Raw genomic sequence first — 24,393 nt, forward strand, 5'->3', positions numbered from 1 at the left:
GCGCTGCCGCGTGTGCGATCATGCGAGGGTCCCCAACGGTGCCAAGGAGGCAAGACATGGCGAAGATGCGCCGCTGGCTGGTATCGGTGTCCGCCTTGTTGGTTGCCGCGGCGAGCGTCACCGCCGTCGTGTCGGTCCCCCGCGCGTGGGCCGGTGACGCGCCGATCGGCCACATCGGGGACACGCTGCGCGTGGACACCGGCACGTTCGTCGCGGACGTGACGGTGAGCGGCGTCGCGCCCTGCGACCCACCGCCCGGATTCGGCTACACGCGCGAAGGCACCTACAAGGGCTTCCCCGGCAGCACCGCCGAGCGCGCCGACGTGACCATTCGCGCGATCCGAGTGCCCAATCCGTACGTCATGGCGACCATCTTCAGTTTCAACGGGGTGACCCCCAACGCCGACGCCTACAAGCCGCGCGCCTCGGATGCGCCCGACGCGCTGGACAACGTAATCGTCAACGCGCCGAACGGAGCGATCGTGCGCGGCGGCGTGTATTGGGACGCCTACCGCGACCCCGTCTCCACCGTCGTCCTGCTGGACAAGAAGACGGGCTATCACCTCGCCCAGTGGAATCTTTGATCCGAACCGTCCAGGTCTCCGCGGCAGGCTCTGCCGACGCCGTAGAGCTGGCGAGCGTTGCGGCACAAACCTTTCCGCTGGCATGCCCGCCCGGGGCGGCCCAGGAGAATATCGCGGCGTTCGTGGACGCGAACCTGTCGGCCGAGCGCTTCGCGGACTACCTCGCCGATCCGCACCGCGCGGTCCTCGCCGCGGCGCGCGACGGCCGAATCATCGGCTACGCCATGCTGATTCGCGACTCCGGCGCCGACGCCGCCGAGTTGTCCAAGATCTACGTGCTGCCCGAATATCACGGCGGCGGGGTGTCGACGGCGCTGATGGAGCGCGCGCTGGCCACCGCCGGCGAGTGGGGCGCGCGCCGCGTGTGGCTGGGGGTCAATCGGGCAAACCAACGCGCGCAACGCTTTTACGCCAAGAGCGGCTTCCGGATCAGCGGCACCAGGACCTTTCAACTCGGCGCCGACCTCGAGCACGACTATGTCATGGTTCGCGAGCTGGGTTAGCCGCCGCAGTCAACGCCAAAAGCCGGGAAGTGGCCCGTAGGTACTTCTTTCGGTATCCACCGGCCAGCATCTCCTCGCTGAAGATGGTGTCCAGCTTGGTGCCCGAAGCCACCACGGGAATGCCGGCGTCATAGAGCCGGTCGGTCAGCGACACCAGCCGCAGCGCGACGTTCTGGTCGTCGATCCCGTGCACGCCGGTCAGAAACACCGCGCGCACGCCCTCGATCAACGTCAGGTACCGCGACGGGTGCATGGTGGCCAGGTGAGCGCACAGCGCGTCGAAGTCGTCGAGCGTCGCCCCGTCGACCTGCACCGCGCGCGCCGCCACCTGTTCGTCGGACAGCGGCTGTGGGGCCGGCGGCAGGCCGCGGTGCCGGTAGTCGGGCCCCTCGATCCGCACGGTGGTAAAAATGCTTGCCAGCGTGTTGATCTCGCGCAGGAAATCCTGCGCCGCGAAACGGCCCTCGCCCAGCTGCTCGGGCAAGGTGTTTGAGGTGGCGGCCACCGACACCCCGCGCTCGACCAGCGACGAGAGCAGGCGCGCGATCAGCGTGGTGTTGCCCGGGTCGTCGAGCTCGAACTCGTCGATGCACACCGCCGTGTAGGTGGCCAGCAGGTCGACGCATTCGACGAAGCCGAACACCCCGGCGAGCTGGGTGAGCTCGCCGAAGGTCGCGAACGCCTTGGGGGGCGGGCCATCCGGCGCGCCACCGGGCGCCCCACCCGGTCCCTGCCCGGGCAGCGCGTAGTAGGCCGACGCCAACAGGTGCGTCTTGCCCACCCCGAACCCGCCGTCCAGGTACAGCCCGACGCCGGGCAGAACCTCCCGTCGTCCCAACAGTTTTCGCCGGCCCGCGCGGCGCTGCGTGGCCTGCCGGCAGAAGTCCTGACACGCCAGGACCGCGGCGGCCTGCGTCGGCTCGGCCGGATCGGGCTGGTACGTCGCAAAGCTCACGTCGGCGAACGTCGGGGGCGGCCTCAATTGGGCGATCAGCCGCTCCGGCGACACGGTCGGATGCCGGTCCACCAGGCGCGCGACGCCGGACGAAGCGCCCGCGGAGGTGGACCCGTGCATGCAGGAACTGTAGCGGCGTGCTGCAATCAGACACATGCCCGAGACGCCGCTGTCGCTGCTGGGCTCGATGCGCGAACTCGACGACGGCGAACTCCCCCGGCTTTACGGCTATCCCGAGCGCAACGCGACCTGGGTGCGGGCGAACTTCATCACCAGCGTCGACGGCGGAGCCACATCCGGCGGCAGCAGCGGGGCCATGGGCGGGCCGGGCGACCGGTTCGTCTTCAACCTGCTGCGTGAGCTCGCCGACGTCATCGTGGTGGGCGCGGGCACCGTGCGGATCGAGGGTTATTCCGGGGCGCAGCTGAGCGCCGCCCAGCGTCAGCGCCGGCAGGGCCGTGGGCAAAGCGAAGTCCCGCCGCTGGCGATCGTGACCAAATCCGGCCACCTCAACCGGGACATGGCCGTGTTCACCCGTACCGAGGTGCCGCCCCTGGTGCTCACCTGCACCGCGGCGGCCGCCCAGACGCGGCGGCTGCTCAGCGGCCTGTGCGAGGTCCTCGACTGCTCCGGCGGCGACCCCGAGAAGGTCGACGAGGCCACCCTGCTGGCGACCCTCGGCGCGCGCGGGCTGCGCCGCATTCTCACCGAGGGCGGGCCGATGCTGCTGGGCACGCTGATCGAGCGCGACATGCTCGACGAGCTGTGCTTGACGATCGCGCCCTACCTCGTCGGAGGTCAGGCGCGACGCATCGCGGCCGGCCCGGGCCAGCTGCTCACCGGGATGCGTTGTGCCCACGTCCTGACCGACGACGCCGGCTACCTTTACACCCGCTACGTCAAGGCCTAGCTACTGTGGTCGGCATGAGTCGGCCGTACACGTGCGCCACGATCCTGGTTGCGGTGACCGCGCTGCTGGCCGGCTGCGTCCCGGGCCTGGCCGCCAACCCGCGCTTCGCCACCAATTCCGGTGCGCGGCCGCAGGGAGCGGCCACGTCGAAGCCGGCGCCCACCGGCCCGCCCCCGATCGCCGCACCCAAAAACGACCTGGCGTGGCACGACTGCACCTCGCGGGTGTTCGCCGACGCGGCCGTTCCGCCCGCGGCGGGTGTGCAGCTGGACTGCGCGAACTACGACTCCGACCTGGACCCGGTCAACGGCGGGGGCGGCAGCCTGAGCATCGGCGTGGTGCGCGCCCGCTCCGACAAGACGCCCCACGATGCCGGGCCGCTGGTTCTGACCACCGGCTCGGATCTGCCGTCGTCGGCGCAATTGCCGATCTGGCTGTCCCGGGCCGGCGCCGACGTGCTGGCCGCCCACCCGATCGTCGCCGTCGACCGTCGCGGCATCGGCATGTCGAGCCCCATCGACTGCCGGGACAAGTTCGACCGCCAGGAGATGCGGGACCAGTCGCAGTTCCAGACCGGCGACGACCCGGTGGCCAACCTGTCCGAGGTCGCCAACACCGCGACCACCAACTGCACCGACGCGATCGCGCCGGGCGCCTCCGCGTACGACGACGCGCACGCAGCCTCCGACATCGAGCGGTTGCGCAGCACGTGGGACGTGCCTGCCCTGGCGCTGATCGGCGTCGGCAACGGCGCACAGGTGGCGCTGGCCTACGCCGGATCGCGGCCGGACAAGGTCGCCCGCCTGATCCTCGACTCGCCGGTTGCGTTGGGCACCAACGCCGAAGCCGCCGCCGAGCAACAGGTCAAGGGGCGGCAGGCCGCGCTCGACGCCTTCGCCGCCCAGTGCATCGCCGTGAACTGCGCGCTGGGTCCGGACCCCAAGGGCGCGGTCAGCGCTCTGCTGGCCGACGCCCGCGCCGGCAAGGGCCCCGGCGGTGCGTCGGTGGCGCAGGTCGCCAACGCCATCACCGTCGCGCTGGGCTTTCCCTCCGGCGGGCGCGTCAACGCCACCACCAACCTGGCCAACGCGCTGGCGGCCGCGCGCTCCGGCGACACCAACGGGCTGAACAACCTGATCAACCACGCCAACACCGTGCAGGACTCCGACGGTCAGTTCGTCAACGTCTGCAGTGACGCCGTCAACCGCCCGACCCCGGACCGGGTGCGCGAACTGTTCGTCGCCTGGGGCAAGCTCTATCCCCAATTCGGCACCGTCGCCGCGCTCAACATGGTCAAGTGCGTGCATTGGCCCACCGGTTCCCCGCCGCCCTCACCGAAGAGCCTGAAGGTCGACGTGCTGCTGCTCGGCGTGCAGAACGACCCGATCGTGGGAACCGACGGGGTCGCGGCGACCGCGGCCAGCATCATCAACGCCAACTCGGCCAGCAAGCGGGTGATGTGGCAGGGCATCGGGCACGGCGCCAGCATCTATTCCGGCTGCGCGGTTCCCCCGCTGATGGGCTACCTCAGCAGCGGCAAATTGCCCAACACCGACACCTACTGCCCGGCCTGATGCTGCCTTCAGCGGCGCCGGCGCGCCGGTGTACGGTGCGCTGGTGACGGCAGCTGAATCGACCCGAACCGGCTCGCGTGAGCGGCTCCTGGCCGCCTTTCGTCCCCGCACCGGCGCGCCGAGCGTGGCGAACATATTGCGGTCCGCGCTGTGGCCGATCGCGATCTTCTCGGTGCTGCACCGCAGCATCGTCATCACCACCAACGGCAACATCACCGACGACTTCAAACCCGTCTACCGGGCGGTGCTGAACTTCCGGCGCGGCTGGGACATCTACAACGAGCACTTCGACTACGTCGATCCGCACTACCTGTACCCGCCCGGCGGCACGCTGTTGATGGCACCGTTCGGATACCTGCCCGAGTATCCGTCGCGCTACCTGTTCATCCTGATCAACACCCTGGCGATCCTGGCCGCCTGGTACCTGCTGCTGCGGATGTTCAACTACACGCTGTCCTCGGTCGCCGCGCCCGCGTTGCTGCTGGCCATGTTCTGCACCGAGACGGTGACCAACACGCTGGTGTTCACCAACATCAACGGCTGCGTCCTGCTCGCCGAGATGCTGTTTTTGCGCTGGCTGCTCGACGGGCGGGTCAGCCGGCAGTGGTGGGCCGGCGTGGCGATCGGCCTGACGCTGACGCTCAAACCGGTGCTCTTGCCGTTGCTGTTGCTGCCCGTGCTGAACCGCCAGTGGCGGACGCTGGTGCCCGCCTTGGTGATTCCCGTCGTCGTCAACGCGGCCGCGTGGCCGTTGGTCAGTGATCCGATGGACTTCGTCACCCGCACGGTGCCCTACTTCCTGGGCACCCGCGACTATTTCAACAGCTCGATCGAGGGCAACGGCGTGTACTTCGGCCTGCCCACCTGGCTGATCGTGTTCCTGCGAATCCTGTTCACGCTGCTCGCGATTGGGGCCCTGTGGCTGCTGTATCGCCACTACCGCACCCGGGACCCGCGGTTCTGGTTGACCAACTCGGCGGGTGTGCTGCTGCTGTGGTCGTTCCTGGTGTCGTCGCTGGCCCAGGGCTACTACTCGATGATGCTGTTCCCGTTCCTGATGACGGTCGTGCTGCCCAACTCGCTGATCCGCAACTGGCCTGCGTGGCTGGGGATCTACGGCTTCATGACCCTTGACCGCTGGCTGCTGTTCAACTGGATGCGGTGGGGCCGGGCGCTGGAGTACCTCAAGATCACCTACGGCTGGTCGCTGCTGTTGATCGTCACGTTCACCGTGCTGTACTTCCGGTATCTGGACGCCAAGGCGGAGAACCGGCTCGACGACGGGATCGATCCGGCGTGGCTGATGACCGAGCGGCAGCGCGCTACCGTGGATGCATGACCTCCCCCGACGTATCGCGTCCGAAGCTGCAGCTGACCGACGACGAGTGGCGCCAGAAGCTCACCCCGGAAGAGTTCCACGTGCTGCGTCAAGCCGGCACGGAGCGTCCCTTCACCGGTGAATACACCGACACCAAGACCGAGGGCGTGTACCAGTGCCGCGCCTGCGGGGCCGAATTGTTCCGCAGCACAGAGAAATTCGAGTCGCATTGCGGCTGGCCGTCGTTCTTCGACCCGGCGAAATCCGATGCGGTGATCCTGCGGCCCGACCATTCCCTGGGGACGACGCGCACCGAGGTGCTGTGCGCGAACTGCCACAGCCACCTGGGCCACGTGTTCGCCGGTGAGGGCTACCCGACGCCGACGGATCAGCGGTACTGCATCAACTCGGTCTGCCTGCGGCTGGTGCCGGCCGAGTAGCTCGTCGCGGTTCCCTCCTCGCCAGGTGCCGCGACACTTAAACGGTTGCGAAGACGCGCCGCACAGCCTCGCAGCCCTTTAAGTTTCGTCGGATCCCACCGACGCGTCGTTACGTCTTTGAGGTTGTGGACGACGTATTCGTGGGCAGCGAGGCAGTGCGACTCGGCCTCGTGAGCGCCTACCAGCTGCGAACGGACTTCCGCGCGATCTATCCGGACATCTATCTGTCGAACGCGGTGACACCGTCGCTGAGGACGCGTTCGACTGGGACGTTTCTATGGTCGCGGCGGCGCGGCGTGCTGGCCGGACTCGCCGCGGCAGCGCTGCACGGGTCGCGGTGGATCGACGACGATGAGCCCATCGAGTTGATCTGGCGCAACCCGCATCCGCCGTGCGGTGTGATCACCCGAAATCAGCGCATCCAGCCCGACGAAGTCACCCGGGTCAGCGGTTTGCCGGTGACCACTCTTGCCAGGACCGCGTTCGACCTTGCCCGGCTGCGTCCCATCGGCGAGGCGCTGGCGCGGATCGACGCGTTGATGCGTGCCACGCCGTTCTCGCTCGAGGAGGTGCTGCTGCTGGCCAAGCGATACCGCGGTGCGCGCGGCTTGCGTCGGCTGAGGTTAGCCTTGCCGCTGGTCGACCCGGGCGCGGCGTCGCCCAAGGAGACGTGGTTGCGCCTACTTCTGATCGACGCCGGCCTGCCCGTCCCGACCACGCAGATACCGGTGCAGGACAACTGGCGACTGATCGCGTTGCTCGACATGGGCTGGGAGGAGTACAAGGTGGCCGCCGAGTACGACGGCGACACCATCGCACGAACCGCAAGCAGTACGCACGTGATCAGAGTCGGCTACGAAAGCTAGAAGAATTGGGGTGGATTGTCATCCGGGTGATCGCCGACGACAAGCCGGGCGACGTTGTGGGCCGCGTGCGCCGTGCACTCATCCGCCGCGGATACCGCGACACTTAACCAGTTGCGCCGACACGCCGAAAAATATCGCAGCGGTACAAGTTTCGCGGTATGGACGGGGGCGTGGCGCGGGGCGGGGGCTTCGCGGTACGGGCGGGGGCGTGGCGCCCGAGGCACTCAATCGACCCGCGTGGCGTGCACTTCCCAGAACGGCGCGTACACCCGGCTGCCGTCGAGCCAGGGCTCCATGGCGCGGAATCGTTCCAGGAGCTTCTCCGCCTCCTGCGCCATGTCGGGATTGCGCGCGGCCATCAGTTCGATGGACTCGACGCTGATGTTGACCTGGTAGGTGGTCGGGCCAAGGTAGGTGATCTCCCAGCCGGCGTCCGGCAGCACATCGCGAAAGTCGTTCTCCGACAAAGACCGCAGCATCTTGAAGCCGTTGACGTTGTGTTCGCCGAACTCGAACATGTACAGCCGTGCGCCCGGCCTGGTCGCGCGCCGCAGTGCCTCCACGTAGGACCGTCGCAGCTCGGGCTCGGTGCTGAAGGTGTGGTAGAACGCGCAGTCGACCACCGTGTCGAAGTGGCCATCGAACCCGTCCAGCTTGGTGGCGTCGGCCAACTCGAAATTCACTGATACGCCGGCCTTTTCGGCGTTCTCCCGGGCGCGCTCGATGGCGCCGGCCGAGCCGTCGATGCCGGTCGCCGAATAGCCCTTCGAGGCGTAGTAGATGGCGTGGTGGCCGGGACCGGTGCCCGGGTCGAGCACCTCACCCTTGATCGCGCCCACCGCCACGAGCTGCTGGACCACCGGTTGGGGGCCGCCGATGTCCCACGGAGTGGCGGTGGGCAGGCCGTGCGACGTCCGGTCGTCGCGGTACATCTGCTCGAAACGGGCGGGGTCGGTCGGATCGAACGGCGCTGTCATGGCAGGGCTTTCACCAACTGCTCGACGGGCACCCGAGGGCCGGTGAAAAACGGCGTCTCCTCGCGGGTGTGCCGGCGGGCGTCGGTGGCGCGCAGCTCACGCATCAAGTCGACGATGCGGTGCAGTTCGGGAGCCTCGAAGGCCAGGATCCACTCGTAGTCGCCGAGCGCGAACGCCGGGACCGTGTTGGCGCGGACGTCCTTGTATTCGCGGGCGGCCATGCCGTGCTCGGCGAGCATGCGGCGGCGTTCCTCGTCGGGCAGCAGATACCACTCATAGGACCGCACAAAGGGATACACGCAGATGTAGTTGCCGGGCTCCTCGCCGGCCAGGAACGCCGGGATGTGGCTCTTGTTGAACTCGGCCGGCCGGTGCAGGGCGACGCTGCTCCACACGGGCGAGCTGGCCCGTCCCAGCGCGGTGGTGCGGCGGAAATCGGCGTACGTGGCCTGCAGCGCCTCGACGCGTTCGGCGTGCGTCCAGATCATGAAGTCCGCGTCGGCCCGCATGCCCGCCACGTCGTAGAGGCCGCGCACCACGACCCCGCGCTCCTCCTGTTGCTTGAGGAACGTCGACGCCTCGTCAATCACGTCGTCGCGCTGCTCACCCAGTTCACCCGGCTCGACGGAGAAGACCGAGAACATCAGGTAGCGAATTTGGGAGTTGAGGGAGTCGTAGTCGAGCTTGGCCATGAAACCTATCGTGCCACCTGTCCATCTCGGCCTTCGATGGCCTTGATCACACGCTCGGCCGCGCGGCCGGCCGCACCGACGCAGGCCGGCACGCCGATGCCGTCGAGGTAGCTGCCTGCCGCCGCCAGCGTCGGCGGCAGGCCCGCGCGCACCTCGGCGACTAGGTCGGCATGACCCGGCCCGTACTGCGGCATGGCGTCGATCCAGCGCTGCACCCGGACGTCGACGGGGTCGACGGTCAGCCCGAAGACGGTGGCCAGGTCGCCCAGCGCCCAGGCCAGCAGCTCGTCGTCGGCGGCGCTGGCCGCGACGTGGTCGCCGAACCGCCCGAACGACAGCCGCAGCAGCTGCACGTCGGCGCGGGCGCCCCATTTTCTGGACGACAGCGTGATGGCCTTCGCCCGCAACCGCTCACCGGTGGCCGCCAGCACGCCCGAACACTCGGGGAAGGCGGTGGCACCCGGCACCGCCAGCGCCAGCACCACCGACGATGCGTTGGCGATGCGCCCGGCGGCGGCGACGCTGCGCGGGGCGATGTCGGCGAGCAGGCGGCACGCCTCGTGCGCGGGCACGGCGAGGATGACCGCATCGGCAGCCCAGCGGGCGCCCGTGTCGTCGAACACCGCCCAGCCCGTGCCGGCGCGCTCGAGGCGCGACACCGCGGCGCGCACCCAGCGCGGCCGGGCACGCGCGGCGAGCTCCTCGACCAGCACCCGGTACCCGCCGTCGAGCGCCCCGAACACCGGCCCGCCGGTGGCCGGCGGCACGGCCTGCGCGACGGCCTCGGTCAGGCTGGCGGCGCCGCGGTCCAGGGCCGCGGCCACGGTGGGGGCGGCCGCGCGCAGGCCGATGGTGGCCGCCGAGCCCGCGTAGACCCCGCTCAGCAGCGGATCCACCGACCGCGAAACCACCTGCTCGCCGAACCGGTCGCCCACCAGGTCGGCCACCGCGGGATCGTCGCCGGCGTGCCACTCCAGCGGGCGGGAGGGTTCGGCGTCGATGCGGGCGACGGTCGTCTCGTCGACCAATCCCGCCACCGACGCCGACGACGACGGGATGCCCACGACCGTGCCCGTCGGCAACGGACGCAGCTGCTGCCCGCTGTAGATCAGCGGGCGGACGCCGGTCGAAACAAGTTGGTGCCCGGTCAAATTCAGTTCGCCCAGCAGCGCCGGCAGCTCCGGTCGTCGCAGCACGAACGCCTCGGCGCCCAGGTCCATCGGCACCCCGCCGACCCGCTCGGTGCGCAGGATCCCGCCGAGCCTCTCCCCCGGGTCGAACAGCGTGATCGCCGCGTCGGCGCCGAGGGCCATGCGCAGCCGGTAGGCCGCCGTCAGCCCCGAGATCCCGCCCCCCACAACGCAATACGAGCCCCGGCCGATTGTCCGGCTCCTCCTCTGGCCGTCCCGGCCCGCATCGTCGCCGGACGACGTCATAGCGAATGGACCAGCGACACCAGGTCGGTCAACAGTGCGGGGTCGGTCTCGGGCAGCACGCCGTGGCCGAGGTTGAACACGTGACCGGCGGCGCCGGCGTCGATCGCGCGCCTACCGTCATCGACGACGGTGCGCGCCGCGCGTTCGACCACCGGCCAGCCCGCCAGCAGGACCACCGGATCGAGGTTGCCCTGCAACGCCGTGCCGGGTTCCACCCGGGCCGCCGCGTCGGCGAGCGAGGTTCGCCAATCCACGCCCACCACGGACGCGCCGACCGCCGACATCGCGCCCAGCAGTTCGGCCGTGCCGACGCCGAAATGCGTCATCGGCACGCCGTAACCGGCCAGGGCGGCGAAGATCCGGGCGCTGTGCGGCTGCACATAGGTGCGGTAGTTCGCCAGCGACAGCGTCCCGGCCCACGAGTCGAACACCTGGATCGCGTCCACCCCGGCGTCCAGTTGCACCCGCAGGAAACCGACGGTGATGTCGGTCAGCTTCTCCATCAACGCATGCCAGCTGTCGGGCTCGGCCAGCATCATCGCCTTGGTGCGCGCATGGTGACGGCTGGGCCCACCCTCGATCAGGTAGGACGCCAGGGTGAACGGCGCGCCCGCGAAACCGATCAGCGGAACGTCGCCCAGCGCGGACACCAGCAACGACACCGCATCCGAAATCGGCTGAACCCGTTGCCGCTCAAGGGGTTTGATCGCGGCCACGTCGGCGGCGGTGCGCACCGGCGACTCGATCACCGGCCCGACCCCGGCGACGATGTCCAGGTCGATGCCGGCGCCGAGCAGCGGGACCACGATGTCGGAGAACAAGATCGCCGCGTCGACGTCGTGGCGGCGCACCGGCTGCAGGGTGATCTCGCAGACTAGCTCGGCGTCGAAACACGCCGACAGCATGTCGTGCTGGGCCCGCAGCGCCCGGTATTCGGGCAGCGACCGGCCGGCCTGCCGCATGAACCACACCGGGACCCGGCGGGGTTTGCGGCCGCCCGCGGCGGCCAGATACGGCGACTCGGGAAGGTCGCGACGGGTGTGCAACGGCCTGTTCATCGGCCTCAATGCTGCCATGACCACAAAACGCCGAACGCCGCTGCGTACTATCGCGACCGCGACCGTTTGAACGTCAGGAGCCCGGATGCCAGTCAGCCAGCCCCCAGTGAACTACGACGAGTTCCCCAGCCTGCGCTGCGAGCTCGGCGAGAACGGCGTGCTGACGCTGGTGCTCGACTCCCCGGGGCTCAATTCGGTCGGGCCGCAGATGCACCGCGACCTCGCCGACATCTGGCCGGTGATCGATCGCGACCCGGCCGTGCGCGTCGTCCTGGTCCGCGGCGAGGGCAAGGCCTTTTCCTCCGGCGGCAGCTTCGACCTGATCGCCGAGACCATCGGCGAGTACGAGGGCCGGATCCGCATCATGCGCGAAGCCCGCGACCTGGTGCACAACATGATCAACTGCGACACCCCCGTGGTGTCGGCGATCCGGGGACCGGCGGTGGGTGCGGGCCTGGTCGTGGCGCTGCTGGCCGACATCTCGGTGGCGGGCCGGACCGCGAAGCTCATCGACGGGCACACCAAGCTCGGCGTGGCGGCCGGCGACCACGCCGCGATCTGCTGGCCGCTGCTGGTCGGCATGGCCAAGGCCAAGTACTACCTGCTGACCTGCGAAACCCTGCTCGGCGAGGAGGCCGAGCGGATCGGCCTGGTCTCCACCTGCGTCGACGACGACGACGTCCTGTCCACCGCCACCCGGATCGCCGAGAACCTGGCGCAGGGCGCGCAGAACGCCATCCAGTGGACCAAGCGCAGCCTCAACCACTGGTACCGCATGATGGGACCCACCTTCGAAACCTCGGTCGGCCTGGAATTTCTCAGCTTCAGCGGCCCCGACGTGCAAGAAGGCCTGGCCGCCCACCGCGAGAAGCGCCCCGCCCGGTTCACCGGCGGATCTGCCTCCTGAGCAGGACATATACGTTTGGTGGAGGGCTGGTAACGGCTTGATCGCGGCGGGTTTGAAACCCGGCGCGCCTGTCGCGGCGTGTCGGGCGATAGGTCTACCGTCGATCCCTGTGACCCGTGCCGTGACAACGCAGAACGGTCGGGATGAACAGGAGCGACGGCAAGTGACCTCATCCGAACCGGCCCCCTTCCGCGAGGCGGTGGCGGCCATGAACGCCGTCGTCGTGCGGCCGGAGATCGAGCTGGGTCCGATCCGGCCGCCCCAACGCCTGGCACCCCACAGCTACGCGCTGGGCGCCGAGGTCAAACATCCCGACCGCGAGATCATCCCCGAACGGTCCGACGGCGACGCCTTCGGACGGCTCATCCTGCTGTACGACCCCGAAGGGGCCGACGCGTGGGACGGCACCATCCGCATGGTCGCCTACATCCAGGCCGACCTGGACCCCAGCGAGGCCGTCGACCCGCTGCTGCCCGAAGTAGCGTGGAGCTGGCTGGTCGAGGCACTGGAGTCACGGATGGAACACGTCGTCGCGCTGGGCGGCACCGTCACCGCCACCACCTCGGTGCGTTACGGCGACATCTCGGGGCCGCCGCGCGCCCACCAGCTCGAGCTGCGGGCGTCCTGGACCGCGACGTCACCCGCCGTCGGCGCGCACGTCGAGTCGTTCTGCGAGGTGCTGGAACACGCCGCGGGCCTGCCGCCCGCCGGAGTCACCGACCTGAGCTCGCGGTCACGCGCCTAGCATGGGCGAGCCGTCGCCCGACGGGCCGGGCAGCGACGCGCCCGGCAGCACCGAACCCGCGCCCACCCCGCTGCCGCATCCGGCCGAAGGCGTCCCACCCATCTCGGTCAGCGTGTACGAGATCGAGGCCGCGGCACAGCGGCTGGCCGGCGGGCGGGGGCCGTTCGCGGTGGACGCCGAACGGGCATCGGGTTTCCGCTACTCCAACCGGGCCTACCTGATCCAGATCCGCCGGGCCGGCTCCGGCACCGTGCTGATCGACCCGGTGAGCCACGGCCGCGACCCGCTCGAGGCCCTGCGGCCGGTGGCCGAGGTGCTGGGCACCGACGAATGGATCCTGCACTCCGCCGATCAGGACCTGCCCTGTTTGGCGGAGGTGGGCATGCGACCGCCGACGCTGTATGACACCGAGCTCGCCGGGCGGCTGGCCGGGTTCGAACGCGTGAACCTGGCCACCATGGTCGAGCGGCTGCTGGGTTTCGGGCTGGCCAAGGGCCACGGCGCGGCCGACTGGTCCAAGCGGCCCCTGCCCGCCGACTGGCTCAACTACGCCGCCCTGGACGTGGAACTGCTCATCGAGCTGCGCGCGGCGATCGCGGACGTCCTCGCCGGGCAAGGCAAAAGCGATTGGGCCGCACAGGAATTCGACTACCTGCGGGACGTGGGCTCGAAAGAGCCGGGCGCCGCCGCGCGACGGGACCGGTGGCGACGAACGTCGGGGATCCATCGGGTGCGGGATCAGCGCGGGCTGGCCGCGGTGCGTGAACTGTGGCTGACGCGCGACCGGATCGCGCAGCGCCGCGACATCGCCCCGCGCCGCATCCTTCCCGACTCGGCCATCATCGATGCCGCGCTGGCCAACCCGACGACGGTCGAGGAACTGGTCGCGCTGCCCGTGTTCGGCGGGCGCAATCAACGCCGCAGCGCCGCGACGTGGCTGGCGGCGCTGGACGCCGCGCGCGAGAACAAGAATCCGCCCGCGGACGCCGAACCGCCGAACGGCCCGCCGCCGCCGGCGCGGTGGAGCCGGCGCAAACCGGAGGCTGCCGCGCGGCTGGAGGCCGCGCGGGCGGGGCTGTCGGAGGTGTCGGAGCGGGTGCACGTCCCCACCGAGAACCTGGTCTCACCGGACCTGGTGCGACGGCTGTGCTGGGACTGGGAGGCCGCGCCGGATCCCTTCGAGGCCGTCGAGGCGTTTCTGCGGGCCGGGCAGGCCCGGCCGTGGCAGCGGGAGTTGGTGGATCCGGTGCTGGCCCGGGCGCTGCAGCCGCCGGAGGACGCCGACTAGTCGAGGTGCTCGCGGATTTCGGCCTCGGCGTCGCTGCTGGCCAGCGCGGCGACCCAACCGGTGATGCGGCGTGCCACGTCCTGATCCGTCAGCGCCAGGTCGGCGAGTAGCTCGCCCCGCGAAGCGTGCTCGTAGAACCGCTGCGGCAAGCCGACATCGCGGCACGGCACGTCGATCTCGGCGCGGCGCAGGGCGGCCGACACCGCCGAACCCACACCGCCGTTGACGCCGTTGTCCTCGCAGGTGACGACCAGTTTGTGCCGCCCCGCCAGGTCGACGAGCGTGTCCGACACCGGCAGCACCCAGCGCGGATCGACGACCGTGACGCCGATCCCCTGGTTGTGCAGCCGCTTGGCCACGGCCAGCGCCATCCGCGCGAACGCGCCGACACCCACCAGCAGCACGTCGTGGTTGCACCCACTGGCCGGAACCGCGAGCACGTCGACACCCGAGAGCCCCGACCCGACGCGTTCGATCGCCGGGATGTCCTCGCCCACATCACCTTTGGGGAAGCGCAGCGCCGTCGGCCCGTCGTCGACCTCGAGCGCCTCGCCGAGCTCCTCGCGCAACCGGGTGGCGTCGCGGGGCGCGGCCGCCCGCATGCCCGGCACGATGCCCAGCATCGACAGGTCCCACATCCCGTTGTGGCTGGCGCCGTCCGAGCCGGTGATCCCGGCCCGGTCGAGCACCATGGTGACGGGCAGCCGGTGCAGCGCCACGTCCATCATGATCTGGTCGAAGGCCCGGTTGAGGAAGGTCGAATAGATGGCCACCACCGGGTGCATCCCGCCCATTGCCAGGCCGGCCGCCGACGTCATCGCGTGCTGCTCGGCGATGCCGACGTCGAACAGGCGGTCCGGGAACTGCTGCCCGAACGGCGTCAGCCCGGTGGGTCCGGGCATGGCCGCGGTGATGGCCACGATGTCGCGGCGCTTGCGGGCGTAGCCGATCAGCGCGTCGGAGAAGGTCGCCGTCCACCCGGGGCCCGCGATGCTGGTCGCCTGGCCGGTCAGGGGATCGATCACCCCGCAGGAATGCATCTGCTCGGCTTCGTCGTCCTCGGCGGGCGCATAGCCCATCCCCTTGCGGGTCACCACGTGCACGATCACCGGGCGCCCGAAACCACGGGCGTGGCGCAGCGCGGCCTCCACCGCGCGCTCGTCGTGGCCGTCGACGGGGCCCACGTACTTCAGGCCCAGGTCGGTGAACAGCAGCTGCGGCGACAACGAGTCCTTGATGCCGGCCTTGACGCTGTGCATGACGCGGTAGGCGAGCCTGCCGACCAGCGGCAGCGCCCGCAGCGCGTCGCGGCCCCGTTCCAGGGCCTGCTCGTAGACCGGTTGCAGCCGCAGCGTGGCGAGATGGTCGGCCACACCGCCGATCGTCGGGGCGTAGCTGCGGCCGTTGTCGTTGACCACGATGATCACCGGGCGCCCGGACGCGGCGATGTTGTTCAGCGCCTCCCAGCACATGCCGCCGGTGAGCGCCCCGTCTCCGACCACCGCGACCACGTGCCGATTGCGGTGCCCGCTCAGCTCGAAGGCCTTGGCCAGGCCGTCGGCGTAGGACAGCGCGGCGCTGGCGTGGCTGGACTCCACCCAGTCGTGTTCGCTCTCGGCGCGCGACGGATACCCGGACAGCCCGCCCTTTTTGCGCAGGGTCTCGAACTCGTGGGAACGCCCCGTCAGCATCTTGTGGACGTAGGCCTGATGGCCGGTGTCGAAGATGATCGGATCGTGGGGCGAGTCGAACACCCGGTGCAGCGCGAGCGTCAGTTCGACCACGCCCAGATTGGGCCCGAGGTGTCCCCCGGTGGCAGCGACCTTGTGAATCAGGAACTCGCGAATCTCGGCGGCCAATTCGCGGAGCTGATGCGTAGAAAGGTGCTGCAGATCAGCGGGCCCGCGGATCTGTTCCAGCATCCCGTCAGTCTACGCAGCCGACGACGCAGGTTTGGTAGCGTCAATGCGCGGTGAGCCGGGAAGCCTGGTCGGCACGTCTTCTTCCGACCCAGGAGTACGCCATGACCGCACCACACAATCCCAGCGGACGTATCGTCGCAGTGTGCGCGCGGAGCAGATCGCCGAGGACTTCCCCGTCGTCAGCATTGACGCGGACGCGCTGGACGCCGCCCGGATGCTGGCCGAGCACCGGCTGCCCGGGCTGTTGGTCACCGACGGCTCGGGGCGCCCCTACGCGGTGCTGCCCGCCTCCCAGGTCGTCCGCTTCATCGTGCCCCGTTATGTGCAGGACGATCCGTCGCTGGCCGGCGTGCTCAACGAATCGACCGCCGATCGCTGCGCGGAAAAGTTGAGCGGCAAGACGGTGCGCGACGTGCTGCCCGACCATCTGGTCGACGTGCCCCCCGCCAACGCCGACGACACCATCATCGAAGTGGCCGCGCTCATGGCGCGGCTGCGCAGCCCGCTCGTCGCGGTGGTCAAAGAGGGCCGGCTGGTCGGGGTGATCACGGCGTCGCGGGTGCTCGCCGCCGCGCTGAAACCCTGATGCCACAGGCACATCGATGAGCTTCATCGCGATCCTGGTCTTCGTGGTCGCCTATGCCCTGATCGCCAGCGATCGCGTCAACAAGACGTTCGTGGCCCTGGCCGGCGCCGCGATCGTGGTCACCCTGCCGATCATTCACTCCGACGACATCTTCTACTCGCGCGGAACCGGAATCGATTGGGACGTCATCTTTTTGCTGCTGGGCATGATGATCATCGTCAGCGTGCTGCGGCAGACCGGCGTGTTCGAGTACGTGGCGATCTGGTCGGCCAAACGCGCCCGTGGTTCCCCGCTGCGCGTCATGATCCTGTTGGTCCTCGTGACCGCGATCGCGTCGGCCCTGCTCGACAACGTCACCACCGTGCTGCTCGTCGCCCCGGTCACGCTGCTGGTGTGCGAACGTCTGGCGATCAATGCGGCACCCTTCCTGATGGCCGAGGTGTTCGCCTCGAACGTCGGGGGCGCGGCGACCCTGGTGGGTGACCCGCCCAACATCATCATCGCCAGCAAGGCCGGCCTGACGTTCAACGACTTCCTGATCCATCTGGCGCCGATCGTGGTCATCGTCATCGCCGTCCTGATTGCGTTGTTGCCGCGCCTATTTCCCGGGGAATTCGACGTGGATCCCGAGCGGGTCGCCGATGTGATGTCGCTGGAGGAAAAGGAGGCCATCCGCGACCCCCGGTTGCTCATCACGTGCGGCGTCGTTTTGCTGGCGGTGTTCACCGCGTTCATCGCCCACTCGCCGCTGCACATGGAGCCCTCGGTGGTGGCGTTGTTGGGCGCCGGGATCCTGGTCGTGGCGTCCCGGCTCAAGCCGTCCGACTACCTGTCCAGCGTGGAGTGGGACACGCTGCTGTTCTTCGCCGGCCTGTTCATCATGGTCGGCGTCCGACTACCTGTCCAGCGTGGAGTGGGACACGCTGCTGTTCTTGCCTGTTCATCATGGTGAAGACGGGTGTCGTCAAACAGCTTGCCCACGTGGCGATCACGGCCACCGGCGGGAACACGTTGACCGCGACGATGATCATCCTGGTCGCGTCGGTCGTCATCAGCGGGGTCGTCGACAACGTTCCGTACGCGGCGACGATGGCGCCGGTGGTGGCCGACCTGGTGCCCGCCCTGAGCGATCACGCCAACCCCGGCGTCTTGTGGTGGTCGCTGGCGCTGGGTACGGACTTCGGCGGCAACCTGACCGCCATCGGCGCCAGCGCCAACATCGTCCTACTCGGAATCGCCCGCCGCGCCGACAATCCCATTTCCTTTTGGGAATTCACCCGCAAGGGCGCGGTCGTCACCGCGGTCTCCGTCGCGATGTCCGCGCTGTACCTGTGGCTGCGGTATTTCGTGATGGGCTGACGGCCTTAGTGTTTGGCGCGGAAGCGGACGAACAACGGCCAGGCAAGCGCCAGGTTGTACACGACGCCGCCGACAAGGTAGGGCCACCAGGCGCCATAGTCGCTGGCGACCCAGAACGCCTTGGCGGCCCAATAGGCCGGCAGCACCCCGAAGGCGAGGTTCCAGTTGGAGTCGATGAACCATGGCAGGCAGGGCAGCCCGGCAATCAGCATGCCCAGCGCGCGAACCATGGCCAAACCCTGGATCTTGTTGTTCGCCATGGCCAGTATCAGCAACAGGGTCACGACCGCCGACAGTCCCGCCAGTATTCCGATCGGGATCAGCGACGGCACCAGGCCCGGCATGAGTATCCCGCTGAGCGACATGGTCGCCACGACGTAGGTGGTGGTCACCACCATGACCGTGGCTGCGCGATAGGCAAAGAAGGCCGACAGCGGCACCGGCGTCACCCGTAGCGCGGTCAGCGTGCCGGCGTCGAGCTCGTCCAGAACCAGGAACGCGGCGATCGCGGCGGTGATGATGATGCTGGTCAGCAGCAGGAACGCGGTGAGGACCAGCGGGTAGTAGGGAACCAGATCGAACCCGTAGCGGTCGGCCAACATCTCGGTGATGCGCGGCGTGAGAAGCGCAACGCCGGTGGTCCATATGACTGGGGCGACCACGATCATCCACAGCAGTGGATCGCGGTAGGTTCCGCGAATGTCGTTGCGGCCGAACGCGACCAACGCCCGCGTGCTGACGAGGCCTGACATCGCCATCAGACCGCACCCGACCTTTCGATGACGTAGCGATCGAACATCGCGTTGGCCGCCCTGCCCAACCCCGCCAGGCACGCGACCGGATACAGGGCCGCGTACACGACTTGCCACGGCGCCAGACTCACCTGACCGAACGCGGCCCCCAACAGCAACAGGGGGCCCTGCGTGGGGATGAGGTAGAGCACCGGATTCGGCCAGAGGCCGGAGTAGTACACGACCGGCGGCACCAGCATGATCGCCAGTGGGACGGTCGCCGCCAGGAACCAGTCGGTCACGGAGGAAAACGGCAGCGAGGTCACGAAACCCACCAGCAGCATCAACAGCGTCCCGAGCACAACGCCGAGCACCAGCGGCGCGGGATGATAGTCGAACCCATGCACAATGCTTGCCACAGTCATCGCCACGAACAGTGAAATACCGAGCAGCACAGTCAGTTTGGCGGCCAGGTATTCGGAGAACCGCAGCGGCGTGGAAACGATCGCGCCGATCGTGCGTTCCTGCTTCTCGAAGAACACCGTGCCCCCGATGAAGAAGAACCCGATGATCGCAATGTCACCCACCAGCACATACGGCTCCGCGACCGGGCGCAGGCCCGGCGGCATCGGCAACAGCACGGCCAGCCAGATCAGACCCGAGAAGACACCCGCATGCAGGAACTTCTGCCGCACTTGCAGCGTCAGCTCGAGTCGCAGCGCGCTCGCCAACCTGGTCATCCCAGCCGCCTTCCGGTCGTCTCGACGAACACATCGTCGAGGCTGGCCTCCCTGCTGTGGATGGTCTCGACGTGGTGGTCGCGCAGCGCCGCATGAAACGCCGGATCGTCGGCCAGGCCGTCCATTCCGAACTCTGCGGTCACCAGACGCCCGTCGTCGCCCCGGTACTCCACGCGCACCAGCCGCCGGCTGCGGGCGATTTTGAGCTCGGCGGGCGTGTCCATCGCGACGATCGCCCCGTCGACGACAAAGGCCACGCGGTCGCACAGCTCGTCGGCGGTCGCCATGTCATGGGTGGTGAGAAAAACCGTGCGGCCGCGTGCCTTCAGGTCCAGGATCATGTTCTTGACCTTGCGGGCGTTCACCGGGTCCAGCCCGGAAGTGGGCTCATCGAGGAAGAGCAGTTCGGGGTCGTTGATCAGCGACCTGGCGAACGTCAGCCGCATCTGCATTCCCTTGGAGTACTTGCCGACTCGTGTGTGGGCGTCGTCGGCCAGGTCCACCGCGTCCAGCAGTTGCATTGGATCCAGCGTCGCGCCCGCGTACAACGATCCGAAGAATTGCAGATTCTCCAGCCCGGTCAGCTTCTGGTAGTGGTTGGGCAGTTCGAACGAGACACCGATGCGCTCGTAGTAATCGGAACCCCAGGCCAGTGGGTCCCTGCCCCAGATCGCGGCCTCCCCGCCGTGGCCGCGGAGCAGGCCGATGAGAAGTTTCTGCGTCGTCGACTTCCCGGCGCCGCTGGGGCCCAGAAAACCGAAGATCTCACCGCGGCTGACGGTGAAGTCCATGCCCCGCACGGCGGGTTCTGGCGCCTTTGGGTAGGTGAACGTAAGGCCACTGACGCGGATCACGTCGGCCGTGGTGCCTGGCAATGTGGTTGTCGCCCCGAGGTTTTGCATGACGCGCTTGTCCCCTTCCGGGTCAGCGCGGTGCGTCGGCCGGCTGCCGGCACCGCGTGCATACGGATACCTTGTTCCGACCAGACTTCCCGGAGCGCCGCAGCACACTATACTGAACTTTCAGAAATTACAGAATACCCAACGCACGAGAGGGGCGCACGTGGCCGAACGTGCTGATCAACGCGATGCGGCCGAACAGCTCGCACTCGTCCTCGTCGATCACGGGCTGCAACGCATGACCGCCCGGGTGCTGGCCACGTTGCTGTTCACCGAGCGCGCCAGCATGACGATGGGCGAGTTGGCCGAGCGGCTACAGGCCAGCTCGGGCGCGATCTCGGGTGCACTCAAGATGCTCACCTCCGTGGGTCTGGCCGAGCGGGCGCCCGCCCCCGGCAGCAGACGGGATCACTACCGGCTGCGCGACGACGCGTGGGCGACCCTTTTCACCAACCAGAACGTCGTGATATCGGCGATGCAGGCCGCCGCTGAGGCCGGGATTGCGGCGACAGGCTCGGATAGCGTTGCCGGGCAACGGCTCACGCGGATGCGCGACTTCTACGCGTTCATGCTCGACGAGATCCCGGCGATGCTCGAGCGCTGGCAGCAGCGCGGCTAGCGCGTCAGCAGCGCGACGCATTCGGTGTGATGGGTCAACGGGAAGGCGTCGAACACCTTGATCTTCTCGACGGCATAGCCGTGGCCGAGGTAGATCCCGATATCGCGCGCGAAAGATGCTGCCTCGCAACCGATGTGCACGATGCGCGGGACACCGGCCGCGGCCAGCAGATCGATGATCTCGCGCCCGGCGCCCGCCCGCGGCGGATCCAGGACCGCCACATCTGCTTTTGAGGCGCTCCCCCGTTGCGCCGCCAGCGCGCGCCGCACCGAGTCGGTGACGACCTGCACCTGGGTGAGATCGGCCAGCGCGGCCCGGGCGGCCCGCGTCGACGCGCGCGAGGTGTCCACGCTGAGCACCCGACCCGAGGGCCCCACGGCCTCGCCCAGGACGGCGGCGAAAACGCCTGCGCCACCGTATAGATCCCAGGCGCTCATGCCGGTACCGGCGGCCGCCCAGTCGGCGACCAGACCGCTGTAGGTCGCCGCGGCGTCGCGGTGCGCCTGCCAAAAGGCGGTCACCGGCACGTGCCAGGTGCGCCCCGCCACCCGCTGCACCGCCTCGTAGCGGCCCTGCGTCACCTTGGTCGCGGTGCGTCTGCCCTGCCGCAGGGTGCGCACCACATGGCGCGCCCCGTCGTCGTCGACGGCCACGTGCAGCTGGGCGCCCGCCGGCCACTCGGTCTCGGTGATCCCGTCGAGCATGCCGCCTGGCAGCTGCGCACAGCGCAGGTCGGTCACCAAATCGTCGCTGTGATAACGGTGAAAGCCCGGCCGACGGTCGGCCCCCACATCGAGGCGGACGCGGGTGCGCCACCCCGTGGGTCCCGACGGCAGCGGCTCGGCCTCGCCGCTCCAGCGATGGCCGCCGAGGCGCTCCAGCTGGTTGGCCACGACTTCGGCCTTGAGCGCGCGCGCCACCTCGGGGACGGCGAACGCCAGGTCGCAGCAGCCGGCACCGTCGACCCCGGCGATCGGGCACAGCGACGCCGTACGGCCCTCGGCCGGCTCGAGGACCTCGATAACCTCTGCGTGCCAATACGATCCACGATCCGCCGTCACCCGGGCGCGCAGCCGCTCACCGGGCAGCGCGTACCGGACGAACACCACCCGGCCTTCGTGATGCGCCACGCAGCTGCCGCCGTTGGCCGGGGCACCCGTGGTCAACGTCAGCTCCCCCACCGGGGGCGGCACGCCGCGCGGTGCGCGGGTCGATTCGCGGGTCAATCGAAAATACCCCGACGAGCGTCGCCCGGCGCCACATGCGGCTGCAACGTCTTGCGCCGTTCCGACGAACTCAGTTGCCACGGAACCGAAGTCACCATGACGCCGGGCATGAACAGCAGCCGGCCCTTGAGCCGCAGCGCGCTCTGGTTGTGCAGCACCTGCTCCCACCAGTGCCCCACCACATACTCCGGGATGAACACCGTGACCACGGTGCGCGGCGACTCCTCCCTGGCCCGCTTGACGTATTCCAGTACGGGACGGGTGATTTCGCGATAGGGCGATGCGATGACCTTGAGCGGAACGCTGATATCGCTTTCCTCCCACTTGTGCACCAGCTCGCGGGTTTCGGCGTCGTCGACGCTGACCGTCACGGCCTCGAGAACGTCGGGCCGGGTGGCCCGCGCGTAGGCCAGCGCACGCATCGTCGGCAGGTGCAACTTCGACACCAGCACCACGGCGTGATTGCGGCTGGGCAACACCACGTCCTCCCCGCCTTCGGCCTGCTTGGCCAGTTCGCGGTTCACGGTGTTGTAGTGCCGGTGAATCATCTTCATCATTCCGAACAGCAGGCTCATCGCGAACAGGGCGATCCAGGCCCCGGCGACGAACTTGGTGACCAGGACCACCAGCAAAACCGCACCGGTGGAAAGCAATCCGACGGTATTGACCACCCGTGAGCGCATCATCCTGCGCCGCGCCCCCGGATCGGTCTCGGTGCGCAGCAACCGGGTCCAGTGCCGCACCATGCCGACCTGGCTCAGCGTGAACGAAATGAACACGCCGACGATGTAGAGCTGAATCAGCGCCGTGACCTCGCCGCGGAACGCCACGATCGCCAGCACCGCCACCCCGGACAGGAACAGGATCCCGTTGGAGAACGCCAACCGGTCTCCGCGGGTGTGCAATTGGCGCGGAAGGTAGCTGTGCTGCGCCAGGATCGAACCCAGCACCGGAAACCCGTTGAACGCGGTGTTGGCCGCCAGCACCAGGATGAGGGCGGTCACCGTGGCGATCAGCAGGAACCCGAGATGAAAGCCGCCGAACACCGCTTGCGCCAGTTGGGTGACCAGGGTCTTTTGGTAGTAGCCCTTCGGGGTCCCACTCAGTTGCGTCGCGGGATCCTCGACGAGCTGAACCCCGATCTTCTGAGCCAGCACGATGATGCCCATCAGCAGGGTCACCGCGATGACGCCCAACATCAGCAGGGTCGTGGCCGCGTTGCGCGACTTGGGTTTCTGAAACGCCGGCACCCCGTTGCTGATCGCCTCGACACCCGTGAGCGCCGCGCACCCCGAGGAAAACGACCGCGCCACCAAGAACGCCAACGCGAAACCGACGACCTGGCCGTGTTCGGCGTGCATCTGGAAACCGGCGGACTCCGCCCGCAACGGATCACCCAGCACGAAGATCCGGAACAGGCCCCAGCCGATCATGACGAGGACACCGATGATGAACGCGTAGGTCGGGATGGCGAACGCCACCCCGGATTCGCGCACCCCACGCAGGTTCAGCGCCATCACCAGCAAAATGGAGGCCACGCAGAAGAACACCTTGTGTTCGGCCACGATCGGGATGGCCGAGCCGATGTTCGCCATCGCCGATGCCGTCGAAACGGCCACGGTCAGAACGTAATCCACCATCAGGGCGCTGGCCACGACGAGGCCCGCGGTCTCGCCGAGGTTGGTGGTGACCACCTCGTAGTCGCCGCCACCGGACGGGTAGGCGTGGACGTTCTGCCGGTAGCTGGCGACCACCACCAACATGACCGCGGCCACCGCGAGCCCGATCCACGGCGTCAGCGCGTATGCCGACACCCCCGCCACCGAGAGCATGAGGAAGACCTCCTCGGGCGCATACGCCACCGAGGACAGCGCGTCGGAGGCGAACACCGGCAAGGCGATCCGCTTGGGCAGCAGCGTGTGGCTGAGCCGGTCGCTGCGAAACGGCCGGCCGATAAGCAACCGACGAGTGGCGGTTGAAAGTTTGGACACGAGAGCCAAGAGTAAGCCCAGACGGGTTTGACGGTAGCGTTCGTGGACGAGAATGTTCGCCGACCGA

22 protein-coding genes and 2 pseudogenes are annotated in these 24,393 nt (G+C 68.7%); 13 read left to right on the forward strand and 11 right to left on the reverse strand.

Annotated features, from left to right (window positions below; genetic code table 11):
* The first annotated feature begins 65 nt into the window (after positions 1-65).
* Positions 66-584, forward strand: a complete 519-nt coding sequence (locus tag AC0KTM_RS16075; protein WP_225329868.1) for a hypothetical protein — start codon at positions 66-68, stop codon at positions 582-584.
* Positions 572-1,087 carry a GNAT family N-acetyltransferase gene (locus AC0KTM_RS16080; protein ID WP_238956371.1) on the forward strand — a complete coding sequence of 172 codons (516 nt, stop codon included), beginning with the start codon at positions 572-574 and terminating at the stop codon, positions 1,085-1,087. Before AC0KTM_RS16075 ends, AC0KTM_RS16080 begins: the two co-directional genes overlap by 13 nt.
* On the opposite strand, the gene zapE is transcribed toward AC0KTM_RS16080, so the two are convergent.
* Entirely contained in the window at positions 1,065-2,198 is a 1,134-nt protein-coding gene (zapE, locus tag AC0KTM_RS16085; protein WP_472416113.1) for an AFG1/ZapE family ATPase, read from the reverse strand. The genes AC0KTM_RS16080 and zapE overlap by 23 nt on opposite strands.
* Here zapE and AC0KTM_RS16090 point away from each other — a divergent pair.
* The 5 genes and pseudogenes from AC0KTM_RS16090 (at position 2,197) to AC0KTM_RS16110 (ending at position 7,257) form a co-directional block, all read left to right on the forward strand.
* Positions 2,197-2,952: a pyrimidine reductase family protein gene (locus tag AC0KTM_RS16090; RefSeq protein WP_472416115.1), complete on the forward strand. Its 756-nt coding sequence runs from the start codon at positions 2,197-2,199 to the stop codon at positions 2,950-2,952. The genes zapE and AC0KTM_RS16090 overlap by 2 nt on opposite strands.
* A 14-nt stretch (positions 2,953-2,966) precedes the next feature.
* Positions 2,967-4,526, forward strand: a complete 1,560-nt coding sequence (locus AC0KTM_RS16095) for an alpha/beta hydrolase (RefSeq protein ID WP_472416117.1) — start codon at positions 2,967-2,969, stop codon at positions 4,524-4,526.
* 28 nt (positions 4,527-4,554) lie between these two features.
* A complete protein-coding gene (gene aftC, locus AC0KTM_RS16100) occupies positions 4,555-5,865 on the forward strand; it encodes an arabinofuranan 3-O-arabinosyltransferase (protein WP_472416119.1) in 1,311 nt (436 codons plus the stop codon).
* Positions 5,862-6,284: a peptide-methionine (R)-S-oxide reductase MsrB gene (gene msrB / locus AC0KTM_RS16105; RefSeq protein WP_225329860.1), complete on the forward strand. Its 423-nt coding sequence runs from the start codon at positions 5,862-5,864 to the stop codon at positions 6,282-6,284. The genes aftC and msrB overlap by 4 nt, the downstream gene beginning before the upstream one ends.
* 125 nt (positions 6,285-6,409) lie before the next feature.
* A pseudogene (locus AC0KTM_RS16110) lies at positions 6,410-7,257 on the forward strand (endonuclease domain-containing protein).
* A gap of 117 nt (positions 7,258-7,374) precedes the next feature.
* Here the strand turns inward: AC0KTM_RS16110 and AC0KTM_RS16115 are convergent.
* The 4 genes from AC0KTM_RS16115 to hemE are packed head-to-tail and all read right to left on the reverse strand — an operon-like array spanning position 7,375 to position 11,301.
* Positions 7,375-8,127, reverse strand: coding sequence for a class I SAM-dependent methyltransferase (locus AC0KTM_RS16115; RefSeq protein ID WP_225329862.1), 753 nt, complete (start codon positions 8,125-8,127; stop codon positions 7,375-7,377).
* Entirely contained in the window at positions 8,124-8,819 is a 696-nt protein-coding gene (hemQ, locus tag AC0KTM_RS16120) for a hydrogen peroxide-dependent heme synthase (RefSeq protein WP_225329863.1), read from the reverse strand. Before hemQ ends, AC0KTM_RS16115 begins: the two co-directional genes overlap by 4 nt.
* 5 nt (positions 8,820-8,824) lie before the next feature.
* A complete protein-coding gene (locus AC0KTM_RS16125) occupies positions 8,825-10,201 on the reverse strand; it encodes a protoporphyrinogen oxidase (protein WP_238957330.1) in 1,377 nt (458 codons plus the stop codon).
* A 50-nt stretch (positions 10,202-10,251) separates the two neighbouring features.
* Positions 10,252-11,301, reverse strand: coding sequence for a uroporphyrinogen decarboxylase (hemE, locus tag AC0KTM_RS16130; RefSeq protein ID WP_238957331.1), 1,050 nt, complete (start codon positions 11,299-11,301; stop codon positions 10,252-10,254).
* Between the two features lie 97 nt (positions 11,302-11,398).
* Between hemE and AC0KTM_RS16135 the strand changes: the two genes are divergently transcribed.
* The 3 genes from AC0KTM_RS16135 (at position 11,399) to AC0KTM_RS16145 (ending at position 14,253) form a co-directional block, all read left to right on the forward strand.
* Positions 11,399-12,220 carry an enoyl-CoA hydratase/isomerase family protein gene (locus AC0KTM_RS16135; protein WP_225327702.1) on the forward strand — a complete coding sequence of 274 codons (822 nt, stop codon included), beginning with the start codon at positions 11,399-11,401 and terminating at the stop codon, positions 12,218-12,220.
* Positions 12,221-12,428: 208 nt separating this feature from the next.
* A complete protein-coding gene (locus AC0KTM_RS16140) occupies positions 12,429-12,965 on the forward strand; it encodes a DUF3000 domain-containing protein (RefSeq protein ID WP_255641709.1) in 537 nt (178 codons plus the stop codon).
* A gap of 1 nt (position 12,966) precedes the next feature.
* Positions 12,967-14,253: a ribonuclease D gene (locus AC0KTM_RS16145; RefSeq protein ID WP_238956376.1), complete on the forward strand. Its 1,287-nt coding sequence runs from the start codon at positions 12,967-12,969 to the stop codon at positions 14,251-14,253.
* On the opposite strand, the gene dxs is transcribed toward AC0KTM_RS16145, so the two are convergent.
* Positions 14,250-16,175 carry a 1-deoxy-D-xylulose-5-phosphate synthase gene (gene dxs, locus AC0KTM_RS16150; RefSeq protein ID WP_225327699.1) on the reverse strand — a complete coding sequence of 642 codons (1,926 nt, stop codon included), beginning with the start codon at positions 16,173-16,175 and terminating at the stop codon, positions 14,250-14,252. The genes AC0KTM_RS16145 and dxs overlap by 4 nt on opposite strands.
* 142 nt (positions 16,176-16,317) lie before the next feature.
* Here dxs and AC0KTM_RS16155 point away from each other — a divergent pair, with 142 nt between their 5' ends.
* Both AC0KTM_RS16155 and AC0KTM_RS16160 read left to right on the forward strand, forming a co-directional pair.
* On the forward strand, positions 16,318-16,761 hold the full coding sequence (locus tag AC0KTM_RS16155; RefSeq protein WP_238956377.1) for a CBS domain-containing protein: 444 nt from the start codon (positions 16,318-16,320) through the stop codon (positions 16,759-16,761).
* Between the two features lie 16 nt (positions 16,762-16,777).
* Positions 16,778-18,120 (forward strand): annotated as a pseudogene (locus AC0KTM_RS16160) (ArsB/NhaD family transporter).
* Between the two features lie 5 nt (positions 18,121-18,125).
* On the opposite strand, the gene AC0KTM_RS16165 reads toward AC0KTM_RS16160, so the two are convergent.
* The 3 genes from AC0KTM_RS16165 to AC0KTM_RS16175 are packed head-to-tail and all read right to left on the reverse strand — an operon-like array spanning position 18,126 to position 20,493.
* A complete protein-coding gene (locus AC0KTM_RS16165) occupies positions 18,126-18,878 on the reverse strand; it encodes an ABC transporter permease (protein ID WP_425326322.1) in 753 nt (250 codons plus the stop codon).
* On the reverse strand, positions 18,878-19,591 hold the full coding sequence (locus AC0KTM_RS16170; protein ID WP_238956379.1) for an ABC transporter permease: 714 nt from the start codon (positions 19,589-19,591) through the stop codon (positions 18,878-18,880). Before AC0KTM_RS16170 ends, AC0KTM_RS16165 begins: the two co-directional genes overlap by 1 nt.
* Positions 19,588-20,493: an ABC transporter ATP-binding protein gene (locus tag AC0KTM_RS16175; protein WP_225327695.1), complete on the reverse strand. Its 906-nt coding sequence runs from the start codon at positions 20,491-20,493 to the stop codon at positions 19,588-19,590. The genes AC0KTM_RS16170 and AC0KTM_RS16175 overlap by 4 nt, the downstream gene beginning before the upstream one ends.
* A 160-nt stretch (positions 20,494-20,653) precedes the next feature.
* Between AC0KTM_RS16175 and AC0KTM_RS16180 the strand changes: the two genes are divergently transcribed.
* Positions 20,654-21,109, forward strand: coding sequence for a GbsR/MarR family transcriptional regulator (locus tag AC0KTM_RS16180; RefSeq protein WP_308011545.1), 456 nt, complete (start codon positions 20,654-20,656; stop codon positions 21,107-21,109).
* On the opposite strand, the gene AC0KTM_RS16185 is transcribed toward AC0KTM_RS16180, so the two are convergent.
* Together AC0KTM_RS16185 and AC0KTM_RS16190 are read right to left on the reverse strand one after the other, a co-directional pair.
* Positions 21,106-22,302: a class I SAM-dependent RNA methyltransferase gene (locus tag AC0KTM_RS16185; protein WP_472417492.1), complete on the reverse strand. Its 1,197-nt coding sequence runs from the start codon at positions 22,300-22,302 to the stop codon at positions 21,106-21,108. The genes AC0KTM_RS16180 and AC0KTM_RS16185 overlap by 4 nt on opposite strands.
* Positions 22,303-22,331: 29 nt before the next feature.
* Complete coding sequence (locus AC0KTM_RS16190; protein ID WP_472416121.1) at positions 22,332-24,326, reverse strand: APC family permease; 1,995 nt, start codon at positions 24,324-24,326, stop codon at positions 22,332-22,334.
* Positions 24,327-24,393 lie beyond the last annotated feature (67 nt).

This window comes from Mycobacterium sp. NTMscope_Eco_3 (assembly GCF_976985685.1).